Origin of the sequence: Maricaulis virginensis, from assembly GCF_027922185.1 — a bacterium.
In the GTDB taxonomy this organism is placed as follows: domain Bacteria; phylum Pseudomonadota; class Alphaproteobacteria; order Caulobacterales; family Maricaulaceae; genus Maricaulis; species Maricaulis virginensis.
The window spans coordinates 124,712-149,381 of sequence record NZ_BSFE01000002.1 but is presented as its reverse complement, the minus strand read 5'-3'; the positions used below and the strand labels follow the sequence as shown (position 1 = coordinate 149,381).

Genomic DNA, 24,670 nt, shown 5'->3' with positions numbered 1-24,670 from the left:
CGCTGTTTATCGCAGATAGTTGAGCAGCGAAACCTGGTTCAGCGAGGAGAAGGTCGCCGCGGAGACCTGCACGGCCGTCTGGGCCTGCTGGAAACGGGTCGCGGCCTCGGCCATGTCGGCGTCCTCGATGTCGGAAATCATCAGGGTGATGAAGTCCTGGCGCTCGACATGATTGGTCTTCAGGTTTTCCACATGCGCCTGGCGCGTACCATTCTCGCCGACGCGGGCATGCAGATTGTCCAGGGCAGACACGACATTCTGGATCTCGGTCTGCAGGAAGGCTTCCTGCGCTGCGGAGAGCGGGCTGGCGAAGGGCCCGTTCGGGCCGGCGTCGAAATCGGCGATCCGCTTGAAGGACGCCATCACATCGCCGCCGACATCGCTGGCCAGCATGCCCACCTCGATCGAATAATTCTGGTCGAGCTGGACCTGCGGCTTGCGGTCATTGTTCTGGAAGGCCTCGTCGGCACTGGCCATGGGCACGAGGTCGGACAGGTCCGAAATCCCCACCGACGGCACATCGGTGCGCGTGCCGCTGAACAGATAGGTGCCGGCATGCTGCGTATTGAGCGCGTTGGTGACCTCGTAGAAGGCCTCGCGCGTCTGCTGCATGATGTAGTCGCCTTCCTTGGTGGTGATCGCAAGGCGCAGGCTGTTGGCGGCGTCGGCGATATGCTCCAGCGCCGTATCCTGGGCAGCCAGGCGCGTCTCGGTGCGCGTCGCGGCTTCCTCATAGCTCTTGGCCTGGGTTTCCGCGGCGCGGGCGGCCGACAGCATCTCGGCCTGGTAGCCGACGCCCTTGAGATCATGCACCAGCTTGCCGGTCGTCAGCTGTTGCTGCGCCTCGAACATCTGCTTCTGGGCCTTCATCAGGTCCATCAGCGCCGACTGGTTGGCGGCATAGGTGGAAATGCGCGTCATGAGTACAAAACCTCCTAGATGATATTCAGGAGAATATCGGTCATTTCCTTGGCGGCCTGCAGCATGCGGGCCGATGCGTTGTAGGATGTCTGGAAGCGCGTCATCGCGGCGAGTTCCTCGTCGAGATTGACCCCTTCCACATCGGTGCGTTTCTGGGCCGCGGTCTCACGCAGCACGGCGGCCGACTCGGCAACACTCTCCGCGCGCGAGGCGCGAGAGCCGACCGCACCGGCCATGCGGGACGCGTAGTCCTGCAGGCTCACCGTCGTGCGGTTGAGCGAACCGGCTGCGTCGAAGCTGCGGGGATTGGTCAGGGCGCCCTGCAGGGCGATGCCGCCGCGATTGTCGCCGGCCGTCACCACGACATCGCCGACAACCGTCGCACCATCGATATCCAGCTGGGCCAGCGCCAGCCGAGAGGCATTCGACCGGATCGCCGGATCGACCTCGAAGCTCTCCGAACGCCCGGCACGGGCTTCCAGGCCGACGCCGAAGATTTCCGAGAAGGCCAGGCCGGAACCCGGCCGCGACGTGTTGTCGCCGGTCAGGTTGACGTCGAAAGCCTCATAACCGGCATTCGGCGTCGAGGTCAGCTCGCCATTGGCGTCGAGACTGAAGGTGACATAACGGCCGACACCCGTCGTGGTGTTGTTCAGCGCCGTGATGACATCGTTGAAGCTCTGGCCGGCGACCATCGGGATGTCGACCGTCGTGACCCGGTCACCCGCCGCCGTCTTCACTTCAAAACTGATCGTGGAGCCGCCGGCAAAGCCGTGCAGTTCGGCACCGGTCATGCCGGTTTCGAAAAAGCCGGGCTCGTTCGACCGCACGACATCGTTGAGACCGAAGAAGTGCGCAAAGCCGCGCCCGCCCCGGTCGCTGGGATTGGCGTCATCCTGCAGGGTAGCGATGCCGTTGGCCGCCGCATCCGCGGCAATCGTCAGCTGGCCGTTGGCAAAACTGGCCGACCCGACACCGCCGAGCGCCGTGTCGATCGCCGTGGTCAGGCTGGCCACCGTCGTGCCGATCGCGGCGGCGGGTCCGCCATCGACCGACAGCGTGCCGGCGTCGAAATCGATATCGACGCGCCGCACCAGCGTGCCGGTATTGTCCGTCACGGCCAGCGTGGTCGCTCCCGTGAAATTGTGCAGGTCCGTGCCTTCCAGGCCGGTATTCCGGCCGCTCAGCGTCTGCGGCGGCGGATAGGCAGTGGCATTGTTGTGCGCCGCGTTCAGCGCGTCGGCCGCCCCGGAGGTCAGCTCTGCCAGCTCTTCGGCCATGGCGGGCAATTCCTTGTCGCGCATGTCGATAAGCGCGCGCAGCTCGCCGCTGGTGATATGGCTGTCCAGCTGCTGCGCCGTACCGCCATTGGGCGGCTGGACGAAAATGTTGCCGTAATCGATGCCATAGGCACCCGTGCCACCGGCATCATAGCTCAGCCTGGCCGGGTAGTTGTCGAGCAGCAGCACGCCATCGCCGGTACGCACGACAACCCGTCCATCGGGCTGGTAGTCCGAGCGCACGTCCATGTATTGCGACAGCTCGTCAAGCAGTTCGGACTGGCGGTTTTCTGCCCCGGATGTATCGCCGCCCGTGGTGGCAAGGCTCTGGACACTGGAGTTGAGCTCGTAGAGCTCGTTGATGATCTCGTTGACCCGCGTGACATTGGCATTGATCTTCGAGTCCGACTCCAGACGGTAATTCCGGATCTCGCCGGACAGGCGCTTGGCCTCGTCGAAGAAGGATTGCAGGTCGGAAGCCGCCGACAGGCGCGCCACAGCCAGGGTGGGGTCCACACTTGCCTGCGACAGGCCGGAGAAGGCCGCATTCATGCGCGAGAACAGTGAGCCGGCATCGTCCAGCTTGCCGAACTGTGCCTGCACCCGGTCCAGCATGTTGGCGCTCAGCTCGGCCGCGCCGGCATCGCTGATCGCCCGCAGTGATGCGACCTGGAGGTGGCGGTCGACGATCCGGTGGATGCCGACCACTTCGACGCCCATCGCCACGCCGCCGACATTGCGCGCCTGCAGCAGCGCTTCCGTGCGGGCATAGCCGGGCGTGTTGACATTGGCGACATTGTTGGAGGTGGCGCGCAGGCCGGCCTGGCTGGCCGAGAGGCCCGACAGCGCGTTTCCGAGAATTCCGTTCAGCGACATGTTCCGCTCCCTGCACGCAGGCCGATCCGGTGGGCCGGGCGGTCAATTCTGCCGCCGGCACGGCAAGCCTTGCCGGGTCGCCGGAGGCGGCGCGCACCGTGTTCAAGCCAAGCTGCCATCACGTAACCCATTGCGATATTTCGACCTTTGCGCATTCGATCCATTCGGCGGCCATCCGCGAGACGGATCGGCCTGTCCCTGACGTCGCAAGGGGCGGGCCAGTTTTTCGATGACCGCACCGGCGCCTGTCCGGCGCCCGGGAAACCGGGCCGGGAGAACAGGAACGCGCCCGCGCGCGAGGCCGGGCGGGTGCGTGAGGCGCAGACCGGCAGCTTCGGCCCACCACCGGGAAAGTTTCGCCGGGCAGAAGCGGATCGAGCGACCGGTTACCGGGAAATTAATACGTATTTTCTGATGGTTAGACTAAGTCGAAACTGGCACGCCCCTTGCGACCGGATCGGCAAGCCAGGCGCGGATGGCGCCGCAAGAACAAGATGGACCGGACATGCAATCGGGTTTTCCCACTGCCAACCTCCCCCGGAGCGCCGACACGGCGGCCGCCGCCGATCGCCCCGGCGCGACCGGCCGGCCGTCCGGCGATGCAGGCCGCCGTCATGACGATACGGACAGCGCCCGCGAGAGTGCTTTCTCCGACATGGTCGAGACCGCGCGCAGCACGGAAGAGACCCCGGTCCGCAAACCGGCCGGCCAGGCCAAGACCGGTGAACGCGCCATTCCGAACGACACCGCCAATGCCGGCAATGCCGGCAATGCCGGCAATGCACCTGCCGCGGGCCAGCCCGCTCCGGCAACCGGAAGCGACGCTGAAAGTGCGGACGCAGCAGCGGCCGGCCAGAAACCGGTCCAGGCAAAGTCCGCGGAGGCGGGCAAACCAGCCTCCTCCCAGCCGGCTGCACAACAAGCCGCCGCTCAACCCAATACCCAGATGAATGCCCAGGTGAACACCCAGGCGGCTTCAACGCCGGTCGCCGGCGCTGCACCCGCAGCAGCATCGTCTGGCAACACGACTGAGCCCGCTCCGGCCGCAAACAGCGCCGCGCAAACACCGGACAGCGCGACAGCCGCGGCTACCCGCGCTGCCGGCGCATCGGCGAACGCGCAGGACGGCGTTACCGCCAGATCAACGGCCACAGCTCCGGCGCAGAACACCGGCCAGGCGACCGCCTCCACCGCTGCCAACCCGGCATCGAACAGCACGCCGGGATCGCAGAGCGGCGCTACGACGCCTGACCTCGCTCCCGAACCTGGCAAGCAGGCCGCCGCCGCCAAGACCGCGGACACAGGCGTTGCCGGCAAGACCGCCAACACGGCTTCGCCGGCTCCGTCCGCACCGGATGCATCCGGCGCCACGCCGGGCAAACCGGCCCAGACCGCCAATGCGGCCGCGCAAGCAGCTGCCCAGCCGGCTGCCACGTCTCCGGCTGCATCGGAAGGTGCCGCGGCGTCATCAGGCACAGCCAAACCTTCGGTCATGCAGGCCGGCGCTCAAACCCAGGCCGCCACGGCCGGGGCCACTACAGCCGCCGCCACAGCTGCCACGGCCAATGCAATGCCGCAGCAGCAAACCGGACAGGCACCGGCCCCGCTGCGCGAAACATCGCACCGTCCCGCGATCCTGGAAACCGGCGGTAGCGCGGCATCCGCCAAATCGTCCAGCGGCAAGTCCGCCGCGCCGGCCGGCCAGGGCGTTTCGACGACGCCAACCGGACAGGGCTCTGTCCAGTCAAATGCGACAGCGGAGGGCAGCAATATTACTTCTATGTCACCGCAACGTGACCCGAATGCACCGGCTATGTCACCGCTTATGCAGGCACTTGCACAGCCTGCCGGAAACGCTGACCCGGCGCCGGTCCAGCCGCTCGAGATCGACCCCGACGCCGCGCAGTCCGATGCCGAGATCCAGCTCAACCGGACCGGCGATGTCCGCGCCCCCGCCGACCGTGCCGGCGCCAACCTGCCGCGCTTTGCGCCACACACGGCCCAGCACCTGGCCGGACAGATCACGCGCCAGTTCAACAATGGCCAGCGGGTGTTCGACATCCGTCTCGACCCGGCCGAGCTCGGCAAGGTGGATGTGCGCCTCGAACTGCGGGCCGACAATCGCGTTCACGCCGTTCTATCCGCGGAACGTCCTGAAACGCTTGCGGAACTGCAACGCGCCGCGCGGGATCTGGAACGCAGCCTCAATGAGGCAGGACTGGAGCTGGCCGACGAGGGCCTGACCTTCCAGATGCGTGACGAAGGCGGCGACACATCCGGGTCTGAACGTGATCCGTCTGCGACCACCATGCCGATCTTTGCCGAGGGCGGCGAGATCGGGCTGACCGACGAGGCCGCTGCGCCGATCGTTCAGCAATCGAAATACGGTTTCCTGCTGTCACGCCGGAGCGGCGTGGACATGCGGGTGTAAGGGAGACGGAAGAATGACCGAAGTCACGAGTGCGACCCAGGCAAGCCCGTCGCTCGTCAATTCGCAGACCGGCCTCGCCGACAATTTCGAGATGTTCCTCACCCTGCTCACCGAGCAGATGAAGAACCAGGACCCGCTGAATCCGCTGGATTCAACCCAGTTCGTGAACCAGCTGGTCGACTTCTCGAGCGTGGAACAGCAGATCGCCCAGAACCAGAATCTGGAGAGCCTGCTGATCCTGCAGTCGGCCGCCGCCCAGGCGAACTCGGTCGGCTATATCGGCCGGGTTGCAATGGCCGACACACCGATGGCCTACATGGAGAACGGCAGCGCCAACTGGGAGTACATCCTGCCCGACGACGCCGAGTCCGTGACGCTTGTGATCAAGCAGGGCGAACGTATCGTTGCCCGTTCGACCGGCGAGGTGACTGCCGGTTCCCACGAGTTCGAGTGGGACGGCAAGAGCGAAAACGGTGCCGACCTGGAGGATGGCGTCTACACGCTGGACGTGATTGCCACGAATGCCGATGGCGAGAGCATCACCGCCGAAATCCGCGCCTCGGGCCGGGTGACGGGCGTCGACATGTCCGGCAGCGAAGTGATTGTCCAGATGGGCAATATCAGCGTCCCGCTCTCCTCCATTCTCGCAGTACGTGAGGCTGGAGCAGGGAGTATCGAGGACAACCCCTATCTGGAACCGACTGAATAGAGCAGGCCCGCCGGCCTGACGGGCCGCCAGAAGGCAGCCCCAACCAACGCAGCAGAAAGCTCCAAACAAGACCCAAGAACGCATGGAGCATGCACTATGAGCATCAATTCCGCGCTTTTGGCCGGCGCTTCCGGCCTGATTGCCAATTCGAGCGCGCTGGCCGCGATCTCGGACAACATCTCCAACGTCAACACGATCGGCTACAAGCGCGCCAACTCCGTGTTCACACCGCTTTATGACGGCGGCGGCAATGCCTCCAGCTCGCGCTATACCGCTGCTGGCGTGAACTCTGTCGCCCGCCTCGCGATCTCCGAGGGCGGCCTGCTGCAGCCCGGCACCACCAGCACCGATCTGGCGATCGCCGGCCGCGGCTTTTTCGTTGTGCGGGAGAATCCGACGGCTGACTCGAACGATTCGGTTGCCTTCACCCGCTCCGGCCGGTTCCTGCCGGACGAGAACGGCTATCTGAAGAATGATGCCGGCATGTACCTCGCCGGCTGGCCGGTAGCCTCTGACGGTACGGTTTCCGCCAACCCGTCCGACCTGAATAATCTGGAAACGATCAACCTGTCGTCCATCGGCGGCGCGGCTGAAGCCTCAACGTCGATGTCGTTCAATGCCAATCTCTACCAGCGCCAGGCCGTTTCAGCCGACGAAGCGACCTACGATCCGACGCTTTCGGCCAACAATATGGCGTCGGGCAATGTTACGCCGGACTTCCAGCGCTCCATTCCCTTCTATGACAGTGTCGGCGGTGTGCGTACGCTCACCATCTCGATGCTGAAGAGCGCAACGACGAATGAATGGCATGCCGAAGTTCACATGTCTCCAGCCTCCGACGTAACGACCGGCGCCGGCCTGGTCGACGGTCAGCTGCTGACGGGCACGGTGGCGTTTGACGAGAATGGCCGCCTCGATGTCGCCAACACCACGCTGCCGACGTCGCTCAACTTCCTGGCGTCCAGCAACGCTGCCCCCCTTGCCGCGAACGAATTCCAGTGGGCGAACGCGACCGGTATCGACGCCCAGTCCATCACACTGGACTTCGGCGGCGCGAACTCGGCCGGCGGCTTCACCCAGTATGACAGCCCGTCCAATCTGGGTTCGACAAATGTGAACGGCTCGGCATTCGGCAACTTTGCCAGCGTCGATGTGGATGAGGACGGCTTCGTCTTTGCCAAGTTCACAAACGGCATTGTCCGCAAGATCTACCAGATCCCGGTCGCGACCTTCACGAACCCGGATGGACTGGAAGCCCAGTCGGGCGGCACATTTACCGTCACTCCCGAGTCCGGCGCCTACACCCTGACGCGTCCGGGTCTGGGAACGGCCGGCAATATCGCCTCCTCGACGCTGGAAAGCTCGAATGTCGATCTGGCGACCGAGTTCACCAGCCTGATCACGACGCAGCGCGCTTATTCAGCATCGTCGAAGATCATTACCACGGCTGACGAGATGCTGGACGAGGCGATCCGGATGAAGCGCTAGGGTCGGCACTGATCCTTGGACTGGTCTGAAGGGGGCGCCTCGGGCGTCCCCTTCTTTTTTTGCCGCCTGCGGGGCATGTCGCGGGCTCCCAATTCGACACAAATTCTATCGAGTGCCTTAAACACAAATTTACCCAGCGGTTTAGGTGGATGTTAAAGGCCGCTGTGTAGGGTGACCCTACAAACAAGAACAACGGGGGTCGGACATGCAGCCGCGCCTTAAAAAAGAAAATTATGTCATTGGACCGGATGGTAGCCCTCTCACCCTGGCGGACCTGCCCAAGCCGAGCACCCAGCGCTGGGTTGTTCGTCGCAAGGCTGAAGTCGTCGCGGCCGTGAGAGGTGGCCTGCTTTCGCTCGAGGACGCATGTGCACGCTACTCGCTGACGGTCGAGGAATTCCTGGGCTGGCAGCGCTCCATCGACAAGCACGGACTGGCCGGGCTGCGCACGACGCGCCTGCAACAGTATCGCTAGTTGTCCCCCCTTTAACTAGCGTTTCCGAACGGCGGCCCTTCCCCCCGGGTCGCCGTTCAACATGTCAATTGCACATCGTGATTGTGTGCTCTGCCTGGTCTCGACGGGCAGAGTGCATTTCCTATTAAGCGTCATTAAACCCTCGTTTACGAGACCGGTAGGAAAATTCTGCCCAGTGCTTCGCTGATGAAGCAGGGACGCAAGGCAGGATTCTCCGTGAACGCTCTACTCGACCAGTTCAAGGCTTTTGGTGCCGGACGCCTGACCGCTATCTTCGGTCTCGCCGTGGGTGTGGCCGCTGCGCTTGTCTATTTTTCCGGCGCCGTCGGCGGTGGCAGCCAGTCGCTCCTGTATTCGGGTCTCGATCCGGCGGAAGCGGCGTCCACCAGCCAGCTGCTCGACCAGGCAAACATCGCCTATGAAATCCGCGAAGGCGGCACCGCCATCTATGTCGACACGGCCCAGGTTGACGAAGCCCGTGTGCGGGTCGCGTCCTCCGGCCCCCTGTCCGGCGCCTCGGTCGGCTACGAGATTTTCGACCGCCAGGACAATTTCGGCCAGACCAGCTTCGTACAGAACCTGAACGCCAAGCGCGCGCTGGAAGGCGAGCTGGCACGCACGATCCAGTCCATGGCCTTTGTCGACAGCGCGCGGGTACACCTGAACCTGCCGGAGCGCCGCCTGTTTGCCCGCGACCAGCAAGAGCCGACGGCCGCCGTCACAGTCTCTACCGGTCAGCGCCTGAACGCCGAACAGATTCGCGTGATTCGCAATATCGTTGCCTCCGGTGCCGGTCTGGAACCGGGCCGGGTCGCCCTGGCCGACGATCGCGGACGCCAGCTGGCCGGCACGGTCGACGGAGAGAATGCCGGTGCCGTCCTGATGGATGAGCGCCGCGGCGAGGTCGAAGCCGACCTGCGCCGCAACATCCTGGACATTGTCGAGGGTGTTGTCGGCTCCGGCGCTGCACGCGTCCAGGTCACCGCCGAGTTGAACCGCCAGAGCGTGACTCAAAGCTCTGAAACCTACGACCCGGAAGGTTCGGTCCTGTTGTCACGTGAGCGTTCAGAAGACGTCTCCAGCGATCGCGAAGGATCCGGCAACCGCGTCTCGGCCTCCGAAAACCTGCCCGACGGCGCCAATGGCGAGACCGAAGGTGCCAGCAATATCGCCAACCGCGAAACCTCCAACGAGACGGTCAACTACGCTCTCTCCAGCACCACGCGGACCGAAGTCGTCGAAGCCGGCGCCGTCGAGCGCCTGTCTGTCGCCGTTGCCGTCGACGGTATCGTTGAAGTGCAGGAAGACGGCACCACGGTTTGGCGCGAACGCCCGCAGGCCCAGATCGAGCAGATCGAAGCCCTTGTTCGCTCGGCCATGGGTTTCAGCGACGATCGGGGCGATACCCTGACGGTTCGCCAGATCGAATTCGCCCGGGCCGACCCGCTGTTGGGCACCCCTGCAAGCAGCCCGCTGTCCCTGTCAAAAGCCGACATCATGCGGGTTGCGGAAATCATCGTCCTGTTCGTGACGGCCCTGCTGATCATCTTCCTGGTTGCGCGGCCCCTGGTCAAAGGCGCCAGCGGCGTGGCAATGCCGCAGGGTCTGGCCCTGGCTGCAGCCGGCGCCGACGCCGGACCGGTGCCAATGGCGCTGCCGGCCCAGGGCGAACGTCCGGCAGCCCTTCCCGCAAGCGGCAGCAACGATTCAATCGATATCGAGAAGATCGACGGCCAGGTGAAGGCGTCCTCGCTGAAGAAGGTCGCCAACATCGTTGAATCCCATCCCGAGGAATCGATCGCGATCCTCCGCTCCTGGCTGCATGAAGGGTGAGCCCGGCCATGTCTGAGAAGCGCGCCATAGAAGATCCCGCCAGACTCACCGGCCCGGAAAAGGCCGCCGTGATGCTGCTGGCGCTCGGCGACGAGGGCGAGTCGATCTGGCAACACCTCGACGAGGAGGAAATCCGCGAGGTTTCCCAGGCGATGTCCAATCTGGGCACCGTCACCTCAAGTGCCGTGGAAAAGCTGATTGTCGACTTCGTCGGCCAGATGTCCTCCACCGGCTCGCTGATGGGCTCGTTCGAGGCCACCCAGCGGCTGCTCACCTCCTTCCTGCCCGGCGAAAAGGTCGAGGCGATCATGGAAGAGCTGCGTGGTCCGGCTGGCCGGACCATGTGGGACAAGCTGGGCAATGTGAACGAGGTGGTTCTGGCGAACTACCTGAAGAATGAATACCCGCAGACAGTTGCCGTCGTGCTGTCCAAGGTGAAGTCCGAGCACGCCTCGCGCGTTCTCGCGGCCCTGCCGGAAGACTTCGCCCTGGAAGTGGTCACCCGGATGCTGCGCATGGAGCCGGTGCAGCGCGAAATTCTCGACCGGATCGAGGAAACGTTGCGCACCGAATTCATGTCCAACCTCGCCCGCACCTCAAAGCATGACAGTCACGAGATGATGGCGTCGATCTTCAACAATTTCGACCGCCAGACGGAAAACCGCTTCCTGGCTGCCCTCGAAGAACGCAATCGCGAGAGCGCCGAGAAGATCCGTTCGCTGATGTTCGTCTTCGAAGACCTGTCCAAGCTCGACCCGGGCGGCATCCAGACGCTGATGCGCAGCATCGACAAGGACCAGCTGGGCCTGGCGTTGAAAGGCGCGTCCGACAGCCTGCGCGACCTGTTCTTCTCCAACATGTCCGAACGCGCCGCGAAGATCATGCGCGAAGACATGGGGGCGATGGGCCCGGTGCGCCTGAAAGACGTCGACCAGGCGCAGCAGGCCATCGTCTCGGTGGCCAAGGACCTCGCGGCCAAGGGCGAGATCATGCTCGCCGACGGCGGCGCCGACGATGAACTGATCTACTAGGGAGCGGACGAACGATGAATCCTGTCAAATTCGACTTCGATACCGAGTTCGACCGCAACGGTGAAATCCTGCGCGAAGGCGAAAGCTACAAGCGCTTCTTCACGCAGGACGATGTCGACGCAGCACGCATGTGGGGCGTCGAGGAGGGCCGCGAGATGGAGGAAGGCCGCTGCGCCGATGCGCTGCAGGCGATCGCCTCCCAGATGCAGCTGATCCTGTCGCGCCTGACCCATGAATCAGAGGCCCTGCGCCACGAAGCCGCCGGACTGGCTGTCGCTGCCGCCCGCAAGATCGCCGGCGAGGCCCTGTCGGCCTACCCGCTGGAGACCATCGACAGCCTGGCACGCGAAACTGTCCAGGACCTGCGGTCCGAGCCGCGCCTGTCCGTGCGCTGTGCGGCCGAACTCGTCGAGGACCTGTCGGATCGCCTCGAAGCGACCGCCCGCGATGCGGGCTTTGAAGGCGCGATCTCGGTGCGCGGCGACGCCGGCATGCGCGGCGCCGATGTCCGCATGGAATGGGGCGCCGGCGCAGTCCAGCGCAGCGCCGAGGAAATCGAGGCGCGGCTCAATGACGTGGTGGCCCGCTGGCTCGCGGCCGGCCCCGGTGAAGATGACAGCACCGACGGTGTCTCCGGCCAATCGGCCGGCGCGTCTGCTGCTTGAAGGAGGCCAGAATGGCTGACGAAAACAATTTCGACCTGCCCGATCTGGGCAATGATGCGCAGCAGGTGCCGGCAGCGGCACCCGCGCCGAAGGCCGACCAGATGCTGGAAGACGATGCGAAAAACGCCGCCGATCTGGCGCCGGTTTTCGATGTCCCGGTCAACATCTCGGCAGTGCTCGGCAAGGCGCATATCGACGTGAACTCGCTTCTGAAGCTCACCTCCGGATCGGTGGTCGAGCTGGACCGCAAGATCGGCGAAGCGATCGACATCTACGTCAACAACCGGCTGGTGGCCCGCGGCGAAGTCGTCGTGGTCGACGACCGGCTGGGCGTGACCATGACGGAAATCATCAAGGACGGGGACGCGGCCTAGGCCGCCTGAGGACGGAGTAATACCATGCGCATTCTGATAGTTGGCAGCCTCGGCGGACAATTGCACACCGCCACCAAGATCGCCCTGGACCGGGGCGCCAAGGTCTCCCAGGTCGACACGATCGAACAGGCCACCGCGCACCTGCGCGCCGGCCGCGGTGCCGACCTGCTCATGGTCGACCTGTCGCTGGACGTTCAGGCCCTGATCGCCGCCAACGAGGCAGAGCGGATCTCCGTGCCGGTCGTCGCCTGCGGCGTGAATGTCCGTCCGGAAGCCGCCGCGGCCGCGATCCGCGCCGGTGCCAAGGAATTCATTCCGATGCCGCCGGACGCCGACCTGATCGCCGCCGTCCTGCAAGCCATCGCCGATGACGAACGTCCGATGATCGCCCGCGACCCGTCCATGCAGGCCGTCATCCAGCTCGCCGACCGTATCGCCGCCTCCGACGCCTCCGTCCTCATCACGGGTGAAAGCGGCTCCGGCAAGGAAGTCATGGCGCGCTACGTCCACTCGAAGTCCAAGCGCGCCTCGGCTCCCTTCGTCTCCGTCAACTGCGCCGCGATCCCGGAAAATCTCCTGGAATCGGAACTGTTCGGTCACGAGAAAGGCGCCTTCACCGGCGCGATTGCCCGCCGCGTGGGCAAGTTCGAGGAAGCCGATGGCGGCACGCTACTGCTGGACGAAATCTCGGAGATGGACATCCGCCTGCAGGCCAAGCTGCTGCGCGCCATCCAGGAGCGCGAGATCGACCGGGTCGGCGGCACCAAGCCGGTCAAGGTGAACATCCGCATCCTGGCGACCTCGAACCGCGACCTGCGCAAGGCCGTGGCCGAAGGCATCTTCCGCGAGGACCTGCTGTTCCGCCTCAACGTCGTCAACCTGGCACTGCCGCCACTGCGCGAACGCCCGGCCGACATCCTGGCCCTGGCCGAGCACTTCACCAAGAAGTATGCCACCGCCAATGCGATCGAGGAGCGGCCGATCTCCGAGGCTGCCAAGACACAGCTACTGGCGCGCGAATGGACCGGCAATGTCCGTGAGCTTGAAAACGCCATGCACCGCGCTGTGCTGCTGGCATCCGGCCGCGAGATCACGCCGGATGCGATCCGCATGCCGGACGGTTCGGCCTTCACCGGTTCGGGCAACAGCGTTGCCCGCCAAGCCGCCGATGCCGCGCAATCGGTACAAACCGACATGATCGGCCGCACGGTTGCCGAGGTGGAACAGGACCTGATCCTGAACACGCTCGACCATTGCCTGGGCAACCGGACGCATGCCGCCAACATTCTCGGCATCTCGATCCGCACCCTGCGCAACAAGCTGAAACTCTACTCGGACCAGGGCTTGGACATTCCCGCACCCAACCAGCCCGCAACCGGCGCCTCCGTAGCCTGATTGGACTAGATCGTGGTCGACACCGCAGCAACCGAAACCGCCGCATCCAATGCGGGCGGATTTGATACCCGCGCCTTCCTGAACCGCGTCATGCGCGGCGATGTGGCGCTGGCCGTGGGCATTCTCGCCATCCTGGTGATGCTGCTCCTGCCCATGCCCCGCATGCTGCTGGACTTCTCGCTGGCGATCTCCATCTCGGTGTCGGTGCTGGTGCTGATGACCGCGCTCTTCATCAAGAAGCCGCTGGAATTCTCCGCCTTTCCGGCGGTGCTGCTGATCACCACCCTCTTGCGCCTGGGCCTGAACATCGCCTCGACGCGCCTCATCCTGTCGCGCGGCCACGAAGGCACCAACGCCGCCGGCGAGGTGATCGAGGCCTTCGGCGCCTTTGTCATGCAGGGCAATGTCGTCATCGGCGTGATCGTGTTCTCGATCCTGGTGATCGTGAACTTCGTCGTCATCACCAAGGGTTCCGGCCGGATCGCGGAAGTCGCGGCCCGCTTCACCCTCGACGCCATGCCCGGCAAGCAGATGGCCATCGACGCCGATCTGTCGGCCGGCCTGATCAATGAAGACGAGGCGCGCAAGCGGCGCGCCGAGCTGGAAGGCGAAAGCAATTTCTTCGGCGCCATGGACGGTGCCTCGAAATTCGTGCGCGGCGATGCCATGGCCGGCCTGATGATCACGGCGATCAACCTGATCGGCGGCATCATCATCGGTGTCGTGCAGTCGGGCATGTCCTTCCCGGACGCTGCCAGCGCCTACTCCACCCTGACGATCGGCGACGGCCTGGTCTCCCAGATCCCCGCCCTGATCATTTCCGTGGCTGCGGGCCTGCTCGTCTCCAAGGCCGGTGTCGACGGCGAAGCCGACAAGGCCGTGTTCGGCCAGCTGACGGCCAACCCGCAAGGCCTGGGCCTGGTTTCCGGCGTTGCCCTGATGGTCGGCATCCTGCCCGGCATGCCCTTCCTGCCCTTCGCCCTGATGGCGGCCGGTGCCGGCTCCCTGGCCTGGATGAACCGCGATATCGTCGAACGCAAGGCGCGCGAGGAGGAAGAGGCGAAGGCCGGCAAGATTGCCGAAGAGACCGCGGGCAAATCCAGCGGCGACGCGCCGATCGAGGAAAGCCTGGCCATCGACGAGCTGAAGATCGAGCTGGGCTATGGCCTGCTCCCGCTGATCAATGATGTCGACGGCCGCAAGCTGACCGACCAGATCAAGGCACTGCGCCGTTCGCTGGCCGAGGAAATGGGCTTTGTCACACCAGCGGTCCGCATCGTCGACAACATGGCGCTGGGCAATAACGAGTACACGATCCGCATCAAGGAGCTGGAAGCCGGCCGCGGCGAGCTGCGCCTGCACAAGCTGCTGGTCATGGATCCGGCCGGCCTGCCGATCGACATGCCCGGCGAGCACGTCAAGGAGCCCACTTTCGGCCTGCCCGCGACCTGGATCGACGAAGGCATGCGCGAGGAAGCGACCTTCCGCGGCTATACCATTGTCGAACCGGCCGCCGTCCTGGTGACGCACCTGACCGAACAGCTGCGCGAGAACATGGCAGACCTGCTGTCCTATGCCGAAGTCGAGAAGCTGATCGACAAGCTGTCGAAGGAACACAAGAAGCTGGTCGACGATATCGCGCCGGCACAGATCAGCCGCGCCGGCATCCAGCGCGTCCTGCAGTCGCTGATCCGCGAGCGTGTCTCCATCCGCGACCTGTCCACCATCATGGAAGGCATCGCCGAAGCCAGCGCCACGACCCAGCATCTCGATGCGATCGTCGAACACGTCCGCACGCGTCTGGCCCGGCAGATCTGCCACGCCAACAAGTCCTTCGACGGCAACCTGCCGGTTCTGGCCCTCGGGCCGCAATGGGAACAGGCCTTCATTGAGTCGCTGATCGGCGAAGGGGACCGCAAGCAGCTTGCGCTCGCCCCCTCGAAGCTGCACGACTTCGTCGCTGCGATCAGAAACTCTTTTGAAACCGCATCGGCGCAGGGTCAGGTTCCTGTACTGCTGACGAGCCCGATGATTCGTCCGTATGTGCGCTCCCTGGTGGAACGTTTCCGCCCGCAGACGGTGGTGATGTCGCAGAACGAGATCCACCCCAGCGCACGTCTGAAGACCCTGGGCCATGTCGGCTGACCGGCCGGAACCCCCTTGTGAATTGAACCAACCATGCGCCTGAAAACCTTCTCTGCCCCGTCCCTGACCCAGGCCATGGCCGATGTGCGCCGTGAAATGGGTCCGGATGCGGTGATCATCGCGACATCCGACGCGCCCGGCGGCGGTGTGCAGGTGCGGGCCGCGGCCGAGACGGCCTATGTGCGCGAACCGGCCGAACCGGTGCGTGAACGCGCCGAGCGGCTGCATGCCGAAGCCGAGATCGAACGCGGGATGCGTGAGGACAGCGATCTGGATCGCGTGATCCGGGCGCTCGGGTTCCACCGTACACCCGGCAGCGCCGCCCAGGCCCTGATCCGCGCGGCCCACGATCTGTCGGACGGTCAGGCCGTCGCCCGCCTCGCCCACGCGATCGAGAGCCGTTACACCTTCCAGCCGCTGCCGGCCGTGCCCGAGCACGCCCTCTTGTTCGCGGGTACGCCGGGTGTCGGCAAGACTTCGGCGCTCGCGAAAACAGCGGCACGCGCGATCACCGCAGGCGCCAAGCCCACCCTGATCTCGTGCGACGGCGAGCGCGCCGGCGCCGACGAACGGCTGCGCGCCCTCGCCAAGCGCATGGGCGCCGAATTCCGCACCGCCGACGACCCGCGTGAAATGATCGATGCAGTCGCCGAAATTGACGGCCCCGTCCTGATCGACAGCCCGGCAGTGAACCCGTTCGAGCTGGACGATCTGGACATGACGCTCGCTTTCGCCGACTCTGCGAGAGCAGAAATCATCTATGTCTTCGATGCCGGGCTGACCCCCGAAGACGCCGAGGATGCCGCATCGCTGTTCGCCTCGATCGGCGCCAGCCGCTGCATCCCGGTCAAGCTCGATACCAGCCGGCGTCTCGGTGCGATCCTGGGCGTCGGCGAAACCGGGCTGGCCTTTGCCCAGATCTCCTCCACCCCCTTCATCGGGGGCGGACTGGCCCCGGCCACGCCGCTGCGGCTGGCCCGGGTTCTCATCGAAGACCGTGACACCCCGTTCGAAGAGGCGGACCAATGAAGCTCGCATCCGCGCCGCAAGACCGCTCCGCAGGCCGCATCCTGGCCATTGCCTCCGGCAAGGGCGGGGTCGGCAAGACCGCGTCCGCAATCGGCATGGCCCACGCCTTCTCGCAGATGGGCGAGCGGGTCCTGCTGGTCGATGGCGATCTGGGCATGGCGAATATCGACGTCCAGCTGGGCCTCCAGCCCGCCGCCGACATCACCAGCGTGCTCAACGGCAAGGTTTCCCTGACCGACGCGGTGGGTCCGGCATTCGGCGGTTCCCGGAAGCGCGGCGGGTTCGATGTGATCTCCGGCCGCTCCGGCTCCGGCGCCCTCGCCAATCTCGCCGGGCCGGGCCTGACCAAGCTGGCCTCCGGCGTCGCCGCACTCGCCCTCTCCTATGATCGCGCCATCCTGGACCTCGCCGCCGGCGCCGACCGCGCGACGGTGCGTCTGGCGCTGACGGCAGACGATGTGGTGATCGTCATCAATGACGAGCCCACCTCGCTGACCGATGCCTACGCCTTCGTGAAAACACTGCGCCTGCACGATGACGGAGCCGCGCCGCTGGTTGTCGTCAACAACGCGCCCGACATGATCACCGCGCGCGAGGCTTTCGGTGCGTTCAAGAAGACCTGCGAGGCCTTCCTCAGCTTTACGCCGACACTGGCCGGTATTGTCCGGCGGGACGTCAACGTGCCCGCAGCAATCCGCAACCAGACCTGCGTATCCGTTCGCGCTCCGGCCTGCGATGCAGCCAAGGACCTGCAGGCACTTGCAGGATCACTCGCGCGCGGCAAAGAAGCGGCCTAAACTGTCTCCCGGACGTAAGCGTAGGGGAGCGCTCGGGGGATGTACGAGACGTTTGGAGACCGGCTGGCCTCCGGCTTTACCGGTTTTGACTGGTGGCTGCTGATTGTCCTGTCGCTGGTGGCGGCACTGATCATGCGCAAATGGCCGCAATGGCCGGCGGCGGCGGCCATTGCCTTCTTCGCCGATGCGGCGGCCCCCTTCTTCTACCGCTGGGCGACCGGCGTTCCGCCTGATTTCGCTTTTGATTTCGCGATTTCCAGACTCGACGAGCGCGGCGGTATCGTCGTCCTGCTCCGCCTCGCCCTGTACATGATCGCCATCGGCGGCATTTTCTGGGTGAAGCGGAAATACGGGCGCAAGTGAACCGCCCCGTACCTTCGCGCACCATTATTCAAATACCCGATAAGCGATATTCGCCTCATCGATTGGCGGAATGCCGTCGCCTGTCCCACCTGTCCCGCAGCCAGCCGCCTGGCCGCCAAGACGAGGGAAATGCGATGAGGACTGCCAAACCGGCCTGACGGCCCCGGCCCCTGCGGGCCGCCCCCCGAAATCGAAACACTGGACAACGGACGCCCGGGCGTCCCGCCGGGTCGTCCTGCGCGACCCCGGCACGAGACCGCATGCGCGAAAGGACCCGAAATGGGCGCTATCAGAAATCGCACGGACATGTTTGCGACGGCTCTCGCCGAAGCCATGATCCGCTGGCGCTGGATTGTCATCCTCGCCACAATCCTGGCTACGGTCGGCTTTGCCATGGGCATGCCGCGCCTGGCCTTCGACACCAATTACCGGGCCTTCTTCTCCGACGAGAATCCGGAACTGGCCGCTTTCGAGAACTTCCAGGCCACCTATACCAAGAATGACAACTTCCTGATCGTTGTCCGTCCGGCGGACGGCAATGTCTTCAGCCAGACAACCCTCGCCGCAGTCGAGGAGATCACCGAAGCGGGCTGGCAGGTTCCCTACGCGATCCGCGTGGATTCCATCACAAACTTCCAGCACACCTGGGCCGACGGCGACAATCTGATTGTCGAGGATCTGGTTCGCGATGCCCATACGCTCAGCGACACCGAATTGTCCGAACGCAGCGCCGTCGCCCTCAATGAGCCGCTTCTGCGCAACCAGCTGATCACCGAGGACGCCAGCGTCACGGCGATCAACATCGTGCTCCAATACCCCGAAGAGAGCGCGATGGAAGTCCCCGAGGCCGTCGCCGTTGTCCGCGCACTGCGCGACCGGATCGAGGCGGACTATCCGGACATCGATATTGCCCTGTCGGGCGTCTCCATGATGAACAACGCCTTCATGGAGTCCGGGATGGGCGACATGGCGAAGCTGATCCCGCTGATGTACCTCGTTCTGCTGGCCATCATGATGGTCGCGATCCGGTCGGTCAGCGGCACCATCGCGACACTGTTCCTGATCCTGTTCTCCTCGATCGTCTCGATGGGGTCGGCCGGCTTCCTCGCGATCGGCCTGACGCCGGTGTCGGCGTCGGCACCGACCATCGTCCTGACACTCGCCATCGCGGACTCGATCCACATTCTCATGTCGATGCGTCAGCGCATGCGCGACGGCCTGCCCAGGCGCGACGCCATCGTGGATGCCGTGCGGATCAACTTCCTGGCCGTCACGATCACCTCGCTGACGACCATCATCGGCTTCATGGCGCTGAACCTGTCCGATGCACCGCCCTTCGGGCATCTCGGCACGATGACGGCGATCGGCATCGCCGCTGCCTGGCTGCTTTCGATCACCTTCCTGCCGGCCATCGTCAGCGTGCTGCCGATGAAAGCGGCGCCGCGCAAACCCGACGGCAAGGATGCGACCGCCCGCATGGGACAGCTGGCCGGCTTCGTCACCCGGCACAGCCGGGGCGTGCTCATCGCGTCGGCAGCCGCCAGCGCGGCACTGATCGCTCTGATCCCGACGATCGAGTTCAACGACCAGTGGGTGAACTATTTCTCGCCCTCGCTTGAGGTCCGGCAGGACAATGACACCGCCCTGGAGTATTTCGGCCTCTATCCGATCGAGTTCTCGGTCCCGGCCGACGGCGCTGGCGGTGTCTCGGACCCGGTGTATCTGGAACGGCTCGACGCCTTCGCCAGCTGGGCCCGGCAGCAGGATGGCGTAACTCACGTCTATTCCATCACCGACATCATGCGGCGCCTGAACCGCAACATGCACGAGGACGATCCGGCCTATTTCCGCATCCCGGAAGACCGCAGCCTCGCCGCGCAGTATCTGCTGCTCTACGAACTCTCCCTGCCCTACGGCCTGGATCTCAACGACCGCATCAATATCGACAAGTCGGCCACCCGCATGACGGTGACGCTGGATAATGTCACGACGCAGGAGACCAAGGACTTCCTCGACGCGGCCGAAGCCTGGCTCGCCGAGAACACGCCGGACTACATGCATACGTCCGCAACCGGCGCGCAGGTGATGTTCGCCTACGTCGCCGAGCGCAACGTCAACTCGATGATCTCGGGCAATATCATCGCCATCCTGGCCATCGGCCTGGTCATGGTGATGGCGCTGCGTTCCTTCCGCCTCGGCCTGCTGAGCCTGATCCCCAACACACTGCCCATTCTCACGACGTTCGGGACCTGGGCACTGCTGGTGGGCACGGTGGGCTTCTCGGTCGCCGCGGTCGGTGCGGTCTCGCTCGGCATCGTCGTCGACGACACCGTCCACTTCCTCACCAAATACCGGCGGGCCCGCATGGAGCGCGGCGCCTCGACTGCCGAGGCCATCCGCTACGCCTTCGAGACCGTCGGCATGGCGGTGGTGATCAACACCATCATCCTGGCCGCCGGCTTCGCCGTGCTCGCCATGTCCACCTTCAAGCTCAATGCCGACATGGGACTCCTGACCGCCCTGGCGATCGTCTTCGCCCTGGTGCTCGATTTCCTGCTCCTGCCGGCCCTGCTGGTCGAGCTGTCCAAGCTGACCGCCCCCAAGCCCCAATCCGGAGAAAAGTCCAATGAAGACCGTGACTACCAACCTGTGGCGTAACGCCCTTCTGGCGACGGCGGCCTTCGCCGCCATCGCCACCCCTTCCGCGATCGCGCAGGATATCGGCCTGCCCGACTGGGTCGACAGTGACAGCGAGCGCCAGGGTTATGAAGTCGCCATGCGTTCGGACAATTCCGACAATGGTTTCGGCGACAGCCGTGTGGAGGCCCGCATGGTGCTGCGCAATGCCGCCGGCCAGGAAACCAGCCGCGAGCTGAGCTTCCAGACGCTGGAGCGTGCGGACAATACGGTCGGCGACAAGTCGGTCGTTGTGTTCCACACGCCGGCGGATGTGGAGGGAACGGCGCTTCTCTCGCACGCCCGCATTCTCGAACCGGACGATCAGTGGCTCTACCTGCCGGCCCTGGCACGCGTGCGCCGCATCTCCTCGGCCAACAAGTCCGGCCCGTTTGTCGGGTCCGAGTTCGCATTCGAGGACTTCACGGCGGTCGAGCTGAACAAGTACGAGCACAACTACGTCTCGTCCGGTGACGTCGAGATCGGCGGGGAGACGATGACGGTTGATATTGTCGAGCGTTTCCCGCGCTACGAGAATTCCGGCTATTCGCGCCAGGTCTCCTACATCGACCAGGACATCTACCAGATCCGGCGGATCGAGTTTTTCGACCGCCGGGGCGACCTTCTCAAGACGCTCGATCTGGCCGACTACCGCGAGTACGGCGACGGCATCTGGCGGGCACACGTCCTGACGATGACCAATCACCAGACCGGCAAGTCCACCGAGCTGGTCTACAGCGACTACGAATTCGGCGTCGGCCTCTCCGACAATGACTTCGTGCGCGGCGTTCTGGAACGCCAGTACTGACCCCGCCCGCACAGGCTCCGGCGGTTCATCCGGACCCGTGCCCGGCCGCAGCTGCGCCAACGCCCAACCGGCGCAGCTGCGGCGCTTTCCAGTCAACGAGACTTCCGATGCTTCCTTCCCTGCGAACCCTGCGCTCGCTTGTTCTTCCCGCGCTGATCCTTGCGGCCGTTATCATCCTCGCCCAGTCGACAGCCCGCGCCCAGGGATGGGATGCGGGCGGTTCGGCCGGGGGCGAGACCCGTATCTTCCTGGACGATCCGGCCTGGCCCGGACAGGCGGACGATGTGCAGTCGTCGATCATCCTGGAAGGCGATTTCCGCTGGCGCAGCGAGGACCGCCGGCATCAGCTGGTCGTCGTGCCCTGGGCCCGGATCGACAGCACCGATGACGAGCGGACCCATGCCGATCTGCGGGAGGGATTTTACCGCTACATAGGTGACACATTCACGCTCGAAACCGGCCTCATAAAGGTGTTCTGGGGTGTCACTGAGTCACGTCACCTGGTGGACATCATCAACCAGACCGATCTCGTCCAGGATTCCGACGGCGAGGACAAGCTGGGCCAGCCAGCCCTTCGCCTGACGAGCCAGCGCGACTGGGGGCGGCTGGAATTCTTCGTGCTGCCCGGCTTCCGTGAACGGACCTTCCCCGGACGGGACGGAAGACTGCGCGGTCCGCTGCCAGTGACGGAAGCACCGCTTTATGAACATGCCGACGAGGAACGCCATGTCGATCTCGCCGCGCGGTGGAGCCATTTCCTGGGAGACTGGGATGTCGGTCTGGCGGCCTTTCACGGCACCGACCGGGAGCCCGTCTTCACAATCTCGGACAGCGGCGACAGTCTGCATCCGCTCTACCGGATCATCACCCAGGTCTCGGCCGACGTGCAGCTGACGCGCGGCCCCTGGCTGTGGAAGGGTGAGGCGATCGTCCGCGAAGGTCAGGGCGACACGTTCGGCGCGTTTTCCGGCGGGCTGGAATATACCTTCTACGGCATCACCGCGTCCGGCGCCGATTTCGGCGTGCTGGCCGAGTATCACCTCGACGGCCGCGACAGCGATCCCGCCATCGCGCCGCCGACCGCTTTCGACAATGACATCTTCCTGGGCGGACGGCTGGCGCTGAACGATATCAACGACACCGCGATCCTCGGCGGAGCGGTGATCGATACGGAAAACGGCTCGACCGCAACCCTGATCGAAGCGGAGCGCCGTTTCGGCTCCTATATATTCCTGGAACTCGAAGGGCGGTTTACGCTCAATGTGGACGAACGGGACGCCCTTTTTCCGGCCGACCGCGACGATGCACTCACCCTTCGCCTGACCCGGCACTTCTGAGCCCGGGCGAAGCGAGAGGCGCAAAGGATGGCCATCATGTCGCTCAAGCATGTCGATCTGAATCTGCTGATCACCTTCGAGGCGCTCTGGCACGAGCGCAATGTGACGCGGGCGGCGCGGCGGCTGAATGTGTCGCAGCCGACCGTGTCGAATGCGCTGGCACGCCTGCGCTCGGCGTTCGGCGACCAGCTCTTCATGCGCTCGCCGCGAGGTATCGAACCCACGGAACGCTGTGCCGAAATCATCAAGGATGTCCGCGAGGCGCTGCGCCATATCGAGCAGGCGCTCGACAGCGGCCCGGCCTTCGATCCGCGCCTGTGCCGGCGGGAATTCCGGATCGGCAGTGCGGACTATTTCGATCTGTTCATCCTGCCCGGCCTGATGGCCCACATGGCGGTCGAGGCGCCACAGATCGATCTGCGCCTGCGCTCGCCCGATCTCGACGAAGGGCTGGACATGCTCGACGCCGGCGAACTCGACTTTCTGCTGCACAAGGAGGCGCCGGCGGCCAAACGCTTCGGCGTCAGAACGGTGATGCAGGACCTGCATGCCTTCACGGTGCGCTCGGACCACCCCCGGGTCCGCGCCATGCCGGACATCGGACTTTTCGCGGATCTCGCGCACGTGAATTTCTCGCAGCGCGGCGACTCGGAGTCGCACGTGGACGAGACCCTGGCCAGGATGGGCTATCGCCGCCGCGTTGCCGTGACGACACAGCATATGGGCACGGTCGCGCACCTGGTGCGGACGACCGATCTGGTCGCCACCGTGCCCGGCCGGCTGGCGAGGAAGATGGTGGATGAAGGCGGTATCACCGCCTACCCCCTGCCCTTCGAGATCGCCTGCGTGCCGATCGCACTCTACTGGAACCGCCGCTTCGAGCTGGACGGCGCGACACGCTGGATGCGTGACGCGCTCGTCCGGTTCTGCCAGTCGGTACCGCCGGCCGCCCTGCCTTTCCAGCAGGGCCGCCCGCGCGAAGTCGCCGCCGCCCGGTAGGCCTTATTCGACAACCGTGATCTGGCTGTTCAGCAGGATCTCGGCTTCGGCATAGGCCTCTTCAGCCGTCGCAATGCCGAACAGGACCCGCTGGCCCGCCTCGAGGACCGGACCGTACAGCAGCGTGCCCTCGGCATCGTCCTCGATGTGGAAGCCCTGCGTGCCGGTTTCCAGATTGTCGAAATAGCCGCGCACCATCGCCCAGTAGTCCTGCGTCGCGGCCCAGTAGTCATGAGCGGCCTGGTCATTGCCCAGATCGGTTTTGCGATAGGTGTTCACGCCGATCTCGCGCACCAGCTCGTGCACCGCGCCGTCCTCTTCGACGACGAGCTTGGAATTGTCCTGCTCATGGGTCCAGCCCCACGGCATGACGGTGTGGCGGTTCACGGCAGCGATAACATCATAGTCGTCACGCGTGGTGTCGTCCCGGCGCGGCAGCGGACGCCAGGAGACCGGCGGCTCCCAGGTCGAAACGCCATCGGCATCATGGGTCCAGGGTGCAACCGCGGCATAGCGCGGGCTGTCATCCACCTGGTAGACGGTCTGCGACCAGGCGCCGGCGGCTTCGGCAGCCGGGACCGCTTCGACGGTCCAGTCGTCATGCCCCTGGAAGGCCAGCACCGTTTCCGGCTCGTAGCGCCAGTCCTGGCGCCAGTGCTTGACGATGAAAGGTTCTTCCTCCGGCCCCACGATCAGCAGGTGCTGAAGCATGATGAAGTCGCCGGTATCCTCGACGACGATCACCACCTCGCGCGCCGGCGTCAGCTTGGGCTCGGCCAGTTCATAACCGTCGGCCACCGGCACCGTCTCGCGGAAGTCGAATGTCACCGCGTATTCGCCCTGCATCGCCAGGATCGCCTCGCGGTCTTGTTGGTAAAGAGCGCGGGAGCGTTCAGACATCGGCGCGACAGCCGCGGTCTCCCCGCCGGTTGCGGTGTTCGTGGTGGCGCAGCCGCCGGCCGTCAGTACGGCGGCGACAGCGGCAAGATAGGCGATCTTCATGAAAACCCTCATCCATCAGACGTGCCCGAAAGGCAC

At 64.9% G+C, this 24,670-nt stretch carries 20 protein-coding genes; 17 read left to right on the top strand and 3 right to left on the bottom strand.

Annotated elements, in window-relative coordinates; genetic code table 11:
• Positions 1–6 precede the first annotated feature (6 nt).
• Both PKE71_RS04035 and flgK read right to left on the bottom strand, forming a co-directional pair.
• Positions 7–921: a flagellin gene (locus PKE71_RS04035; protein WP_271185675.1), complete on the bottom strand. Its 915-nt coding sequence runs from the start codon at positions 919–921 to the stop codon at positions 7–9.
• A 14-nt stretch (positions 922–935) separates the two neighbouring features.
• A complete protein-coding gene (flgK, locus tag PKE71_RS04030) occupies positions 936–3,077 on the bottom strand; it encodes a flagellar hook-associated protein FlgK (protein WP_271185674.1) in 2,142 nt (713 codons plus the stop codon).
• Between the two features lie 505 nt (positions 3,078–3,582).
• Here flgK and PKE71_RS04025 point away from each other — a divergent pair.
• From PKE71_RS04025 to PKE71_RS03945, 17 genes are all read left to right on the top strand, one after another.
• Positions 3,583–5,508, top strand: coding sequence for a flagellar hook-length control protein FliK (locus PKE71_RS04025; protein WP_271185673.1), 1,926 nt, complete (start codon positions 3,583–3,585; stop codon positions 5,506–5,508).
• A gap of 13 nt (positions 5,509–5,521) precedes the next feature.
• Positions 5,522–6,217, top strand: a complete 696-nt coding sequence (locus PKE71_RS04020; RefSeq protein WP_271185672.1) for a flagellar hook assembly protein FlgD — start codon at positions 5,522–5,524, stop codon at positions 6,215–6,217.
• A 96-nt stretch (positions 6,218–6,313) separates the two neighbouring features.
• Positions 6,314–7,705 (top strand): flagellar hook protein FlgE, encoded by a 1,392-nt coding sequence (locus tag PKE71_RS04015; protein ID WP_271185671.1) that lies wholly within the window; start codon positions 6,314–6,316, stop codon positions 7,703–7,705.
• Between the two features lie 205 nt (positions 7,706–7,910).
• Complete coding sequence (gene sciP, locus PKE71_RS04010; RefSeq protein WP_271185670.1) at positions 7,911–8,180, top strand: CtrA inhibitor SciP; 270 nt, start codon at positions 7,911–7,913, stop codon at positions 8,178–8,180.
• Positions 8,181–8,396: 216 nt separating this feature from the next.
• The gene (fliF, locus tag PKE71_RS04005) at positions 8,397–10,013 is read left to right on the top strand and encodes a flagellar basal-body MS-ring/collar protein FliF (RefSeq protein ID WP_271185669.1); all 1,617 of its coding nucleotides are present in this window, start codon (positions 8,397–8,399) and stop codon (positions 10,011–10,013) included.
• A gap of 8 nt (positions 10,014–10,021) precedes the next feature.
• The gene (fliG, locus tag PKE71_RS04000) at positions 10,022–11,044 is read left to right on the top strand and encodes a flagellar motor switch protein FliG (protein WP_271185668.1); all 1,023 of its coding nucleotides are present in this window, start codon (positions 10,022–10,024) and stop codon (positions 11,042–11,044) included.
• 14 nt (positions 11,045–11,058) lie between these two features.
• Positions 11,059–11,709, top strand: a complete 651-nt coding sequence (locus PKE71_RS03995; RefSeq protein ID WP_271185667.1) for a FliH/SctL family protein — start codon at positions 11,059–11,061, stop codon at positions 11,707–11,709.
• Positions 11,710–11,720: 11 nt separating this feature from the next.
• The gene (gene fliN / locus PKE71_RS03990) at positions 11,721–12,083 is read left to right on the top strand and encodes a flagellar motor switch protein FliN (protein ID WP_271185666.1); all 363 of its coding nucleotides are present in this window, start codon (positions 11,721–11,723) and stop codon (positions 12,081–12,083) included.
• Between the two features lie 24 nt (positions 12,084–12,107).
• A complete protein-coding gene (flbD, locus tag PKE71_RS03985) occupies positions 12,108–13,478 on the top strand; it encodes a sigma-54-dependent transcriptional regulator FlbD (protein WP_271185665.1) in 1,371 nt (456 codons plus the stop codon).
• A 90-nt stretch (positions 13,479–13,568) separates the two neighbouring features.
• A complete protein-coding gene (flhA, locus tag PKE71_RS03980; protein ID WP_373878793.1) occupies positions 13,569–15,623 on the top strand; it encodes a flagellar biosynthesis protein FlhA in 2,055 nt (684 codons plus the stop codon).
• A 33-nt stretch (positions 15,624–15,656) separates the two neighbouring features.
• Complete coding sequence (locus PKE71_RS03975) at positions 15,657–16,652, top strand: flagellar biosynthesis protein FlhF (RefSeq protein ID WP_271185663.1); 996 nt, start codon at positions 15,657–15,659, stop codon at positions 16,650–16,652.
• Positions 16,649–17,449 carry an AAA family ATPase gene (locus PKE71_RS03970; RefSeq protein WP_271185662.1) on the top strand — a complete coding sequence of 267 codons (801 nt, stop codon included), beginning with the start codon at positions 16,649–16,651 and terminating at the stop codon, positions 17,447–17,449. The genes PKE71_RS03975 and PKE71_RS03970 overlap by 4 nt, the downstream gene beginning before the upstream one ends.
• Positions 17,450–17,488: 39 nt before the next feature.
• Positions 17,489–17,812: a hypothetical protein gene (locus PKE71_RS03965; protein WP_271185661.1), complete on the top strand. Its 324-nt coding sequence runs from the start codon at positions 17,489–17,491 to the stop codon at positions 17,810–17,812.
• A gap of 306 nt (positions 17,813–18,118) precedes the next feature.
• Positions 18,119–20,470, top strand: coding sequence for an efflux RND transporter permease subunit (locus PKE71_RS03960; RefSeq protein ID WP_271185660.1), 2,352 nt, complete (start codon positions 18,119–18,121; stop codon positions 20,468–20,470).
• Positions 20,439–21,296 carry an outer membrane lipoprotein-sorting protein gene (locus tag PKE71_RS03955; protein WP_271185659.1) on the top strand — a complete coding sequence of 286 codons (858 nt, stop codon included), beginning with the start codon at positions 20,439–20,441 and terminating at the stop codon, positions 21,294–21,296. Before PKE71_RS03960 ends, PKE71_RS03955 begins: the two co-directional genes overlap by 32 nt.
• Before the next feature lie 107 nt (positions 21,297–21,403).
• Positions 21,404–22,633, top strand: a complete 1,230-nt coding sequence (locus PKE71_RS03950; RefSeq protein ID WP_271185658.1) for a hypothetical protein — start codon at positions 21,404–21,406, stop codon at positions 22,631–22,633.
• A 36-nt stretch (positions 22,634–22,669) separates the two neighbouring features.
• Entirely contained in the window at positions 22,670–23,632 is a 963-nt protein-coding gene (locus PKE71_RS03945) for a LysR family transcriptional regulator (RefSeq protein ID WP_271185657.1), read from the top strand.
• Positions 23,633–23,635: 3 nt separating this feature from the next.
• Here PKE71_RS03945 and PKE71_RS03940 read toward each other — a convergent pair whose 3' ends face one another.
• Positions 23,636–24,634: a DUF6607 family protein gene (locus PKE71_RS03940; RefSeq protein ID WP_271185656.1), complete on the bottom strand. Its 999-nt coding sequence runs from the start codon at positions 24,632–24,634 to the stop codon at positions 23,636–23,638.
• Positions 24,635–24,670 lie beyond the last annotated feature (36 nt).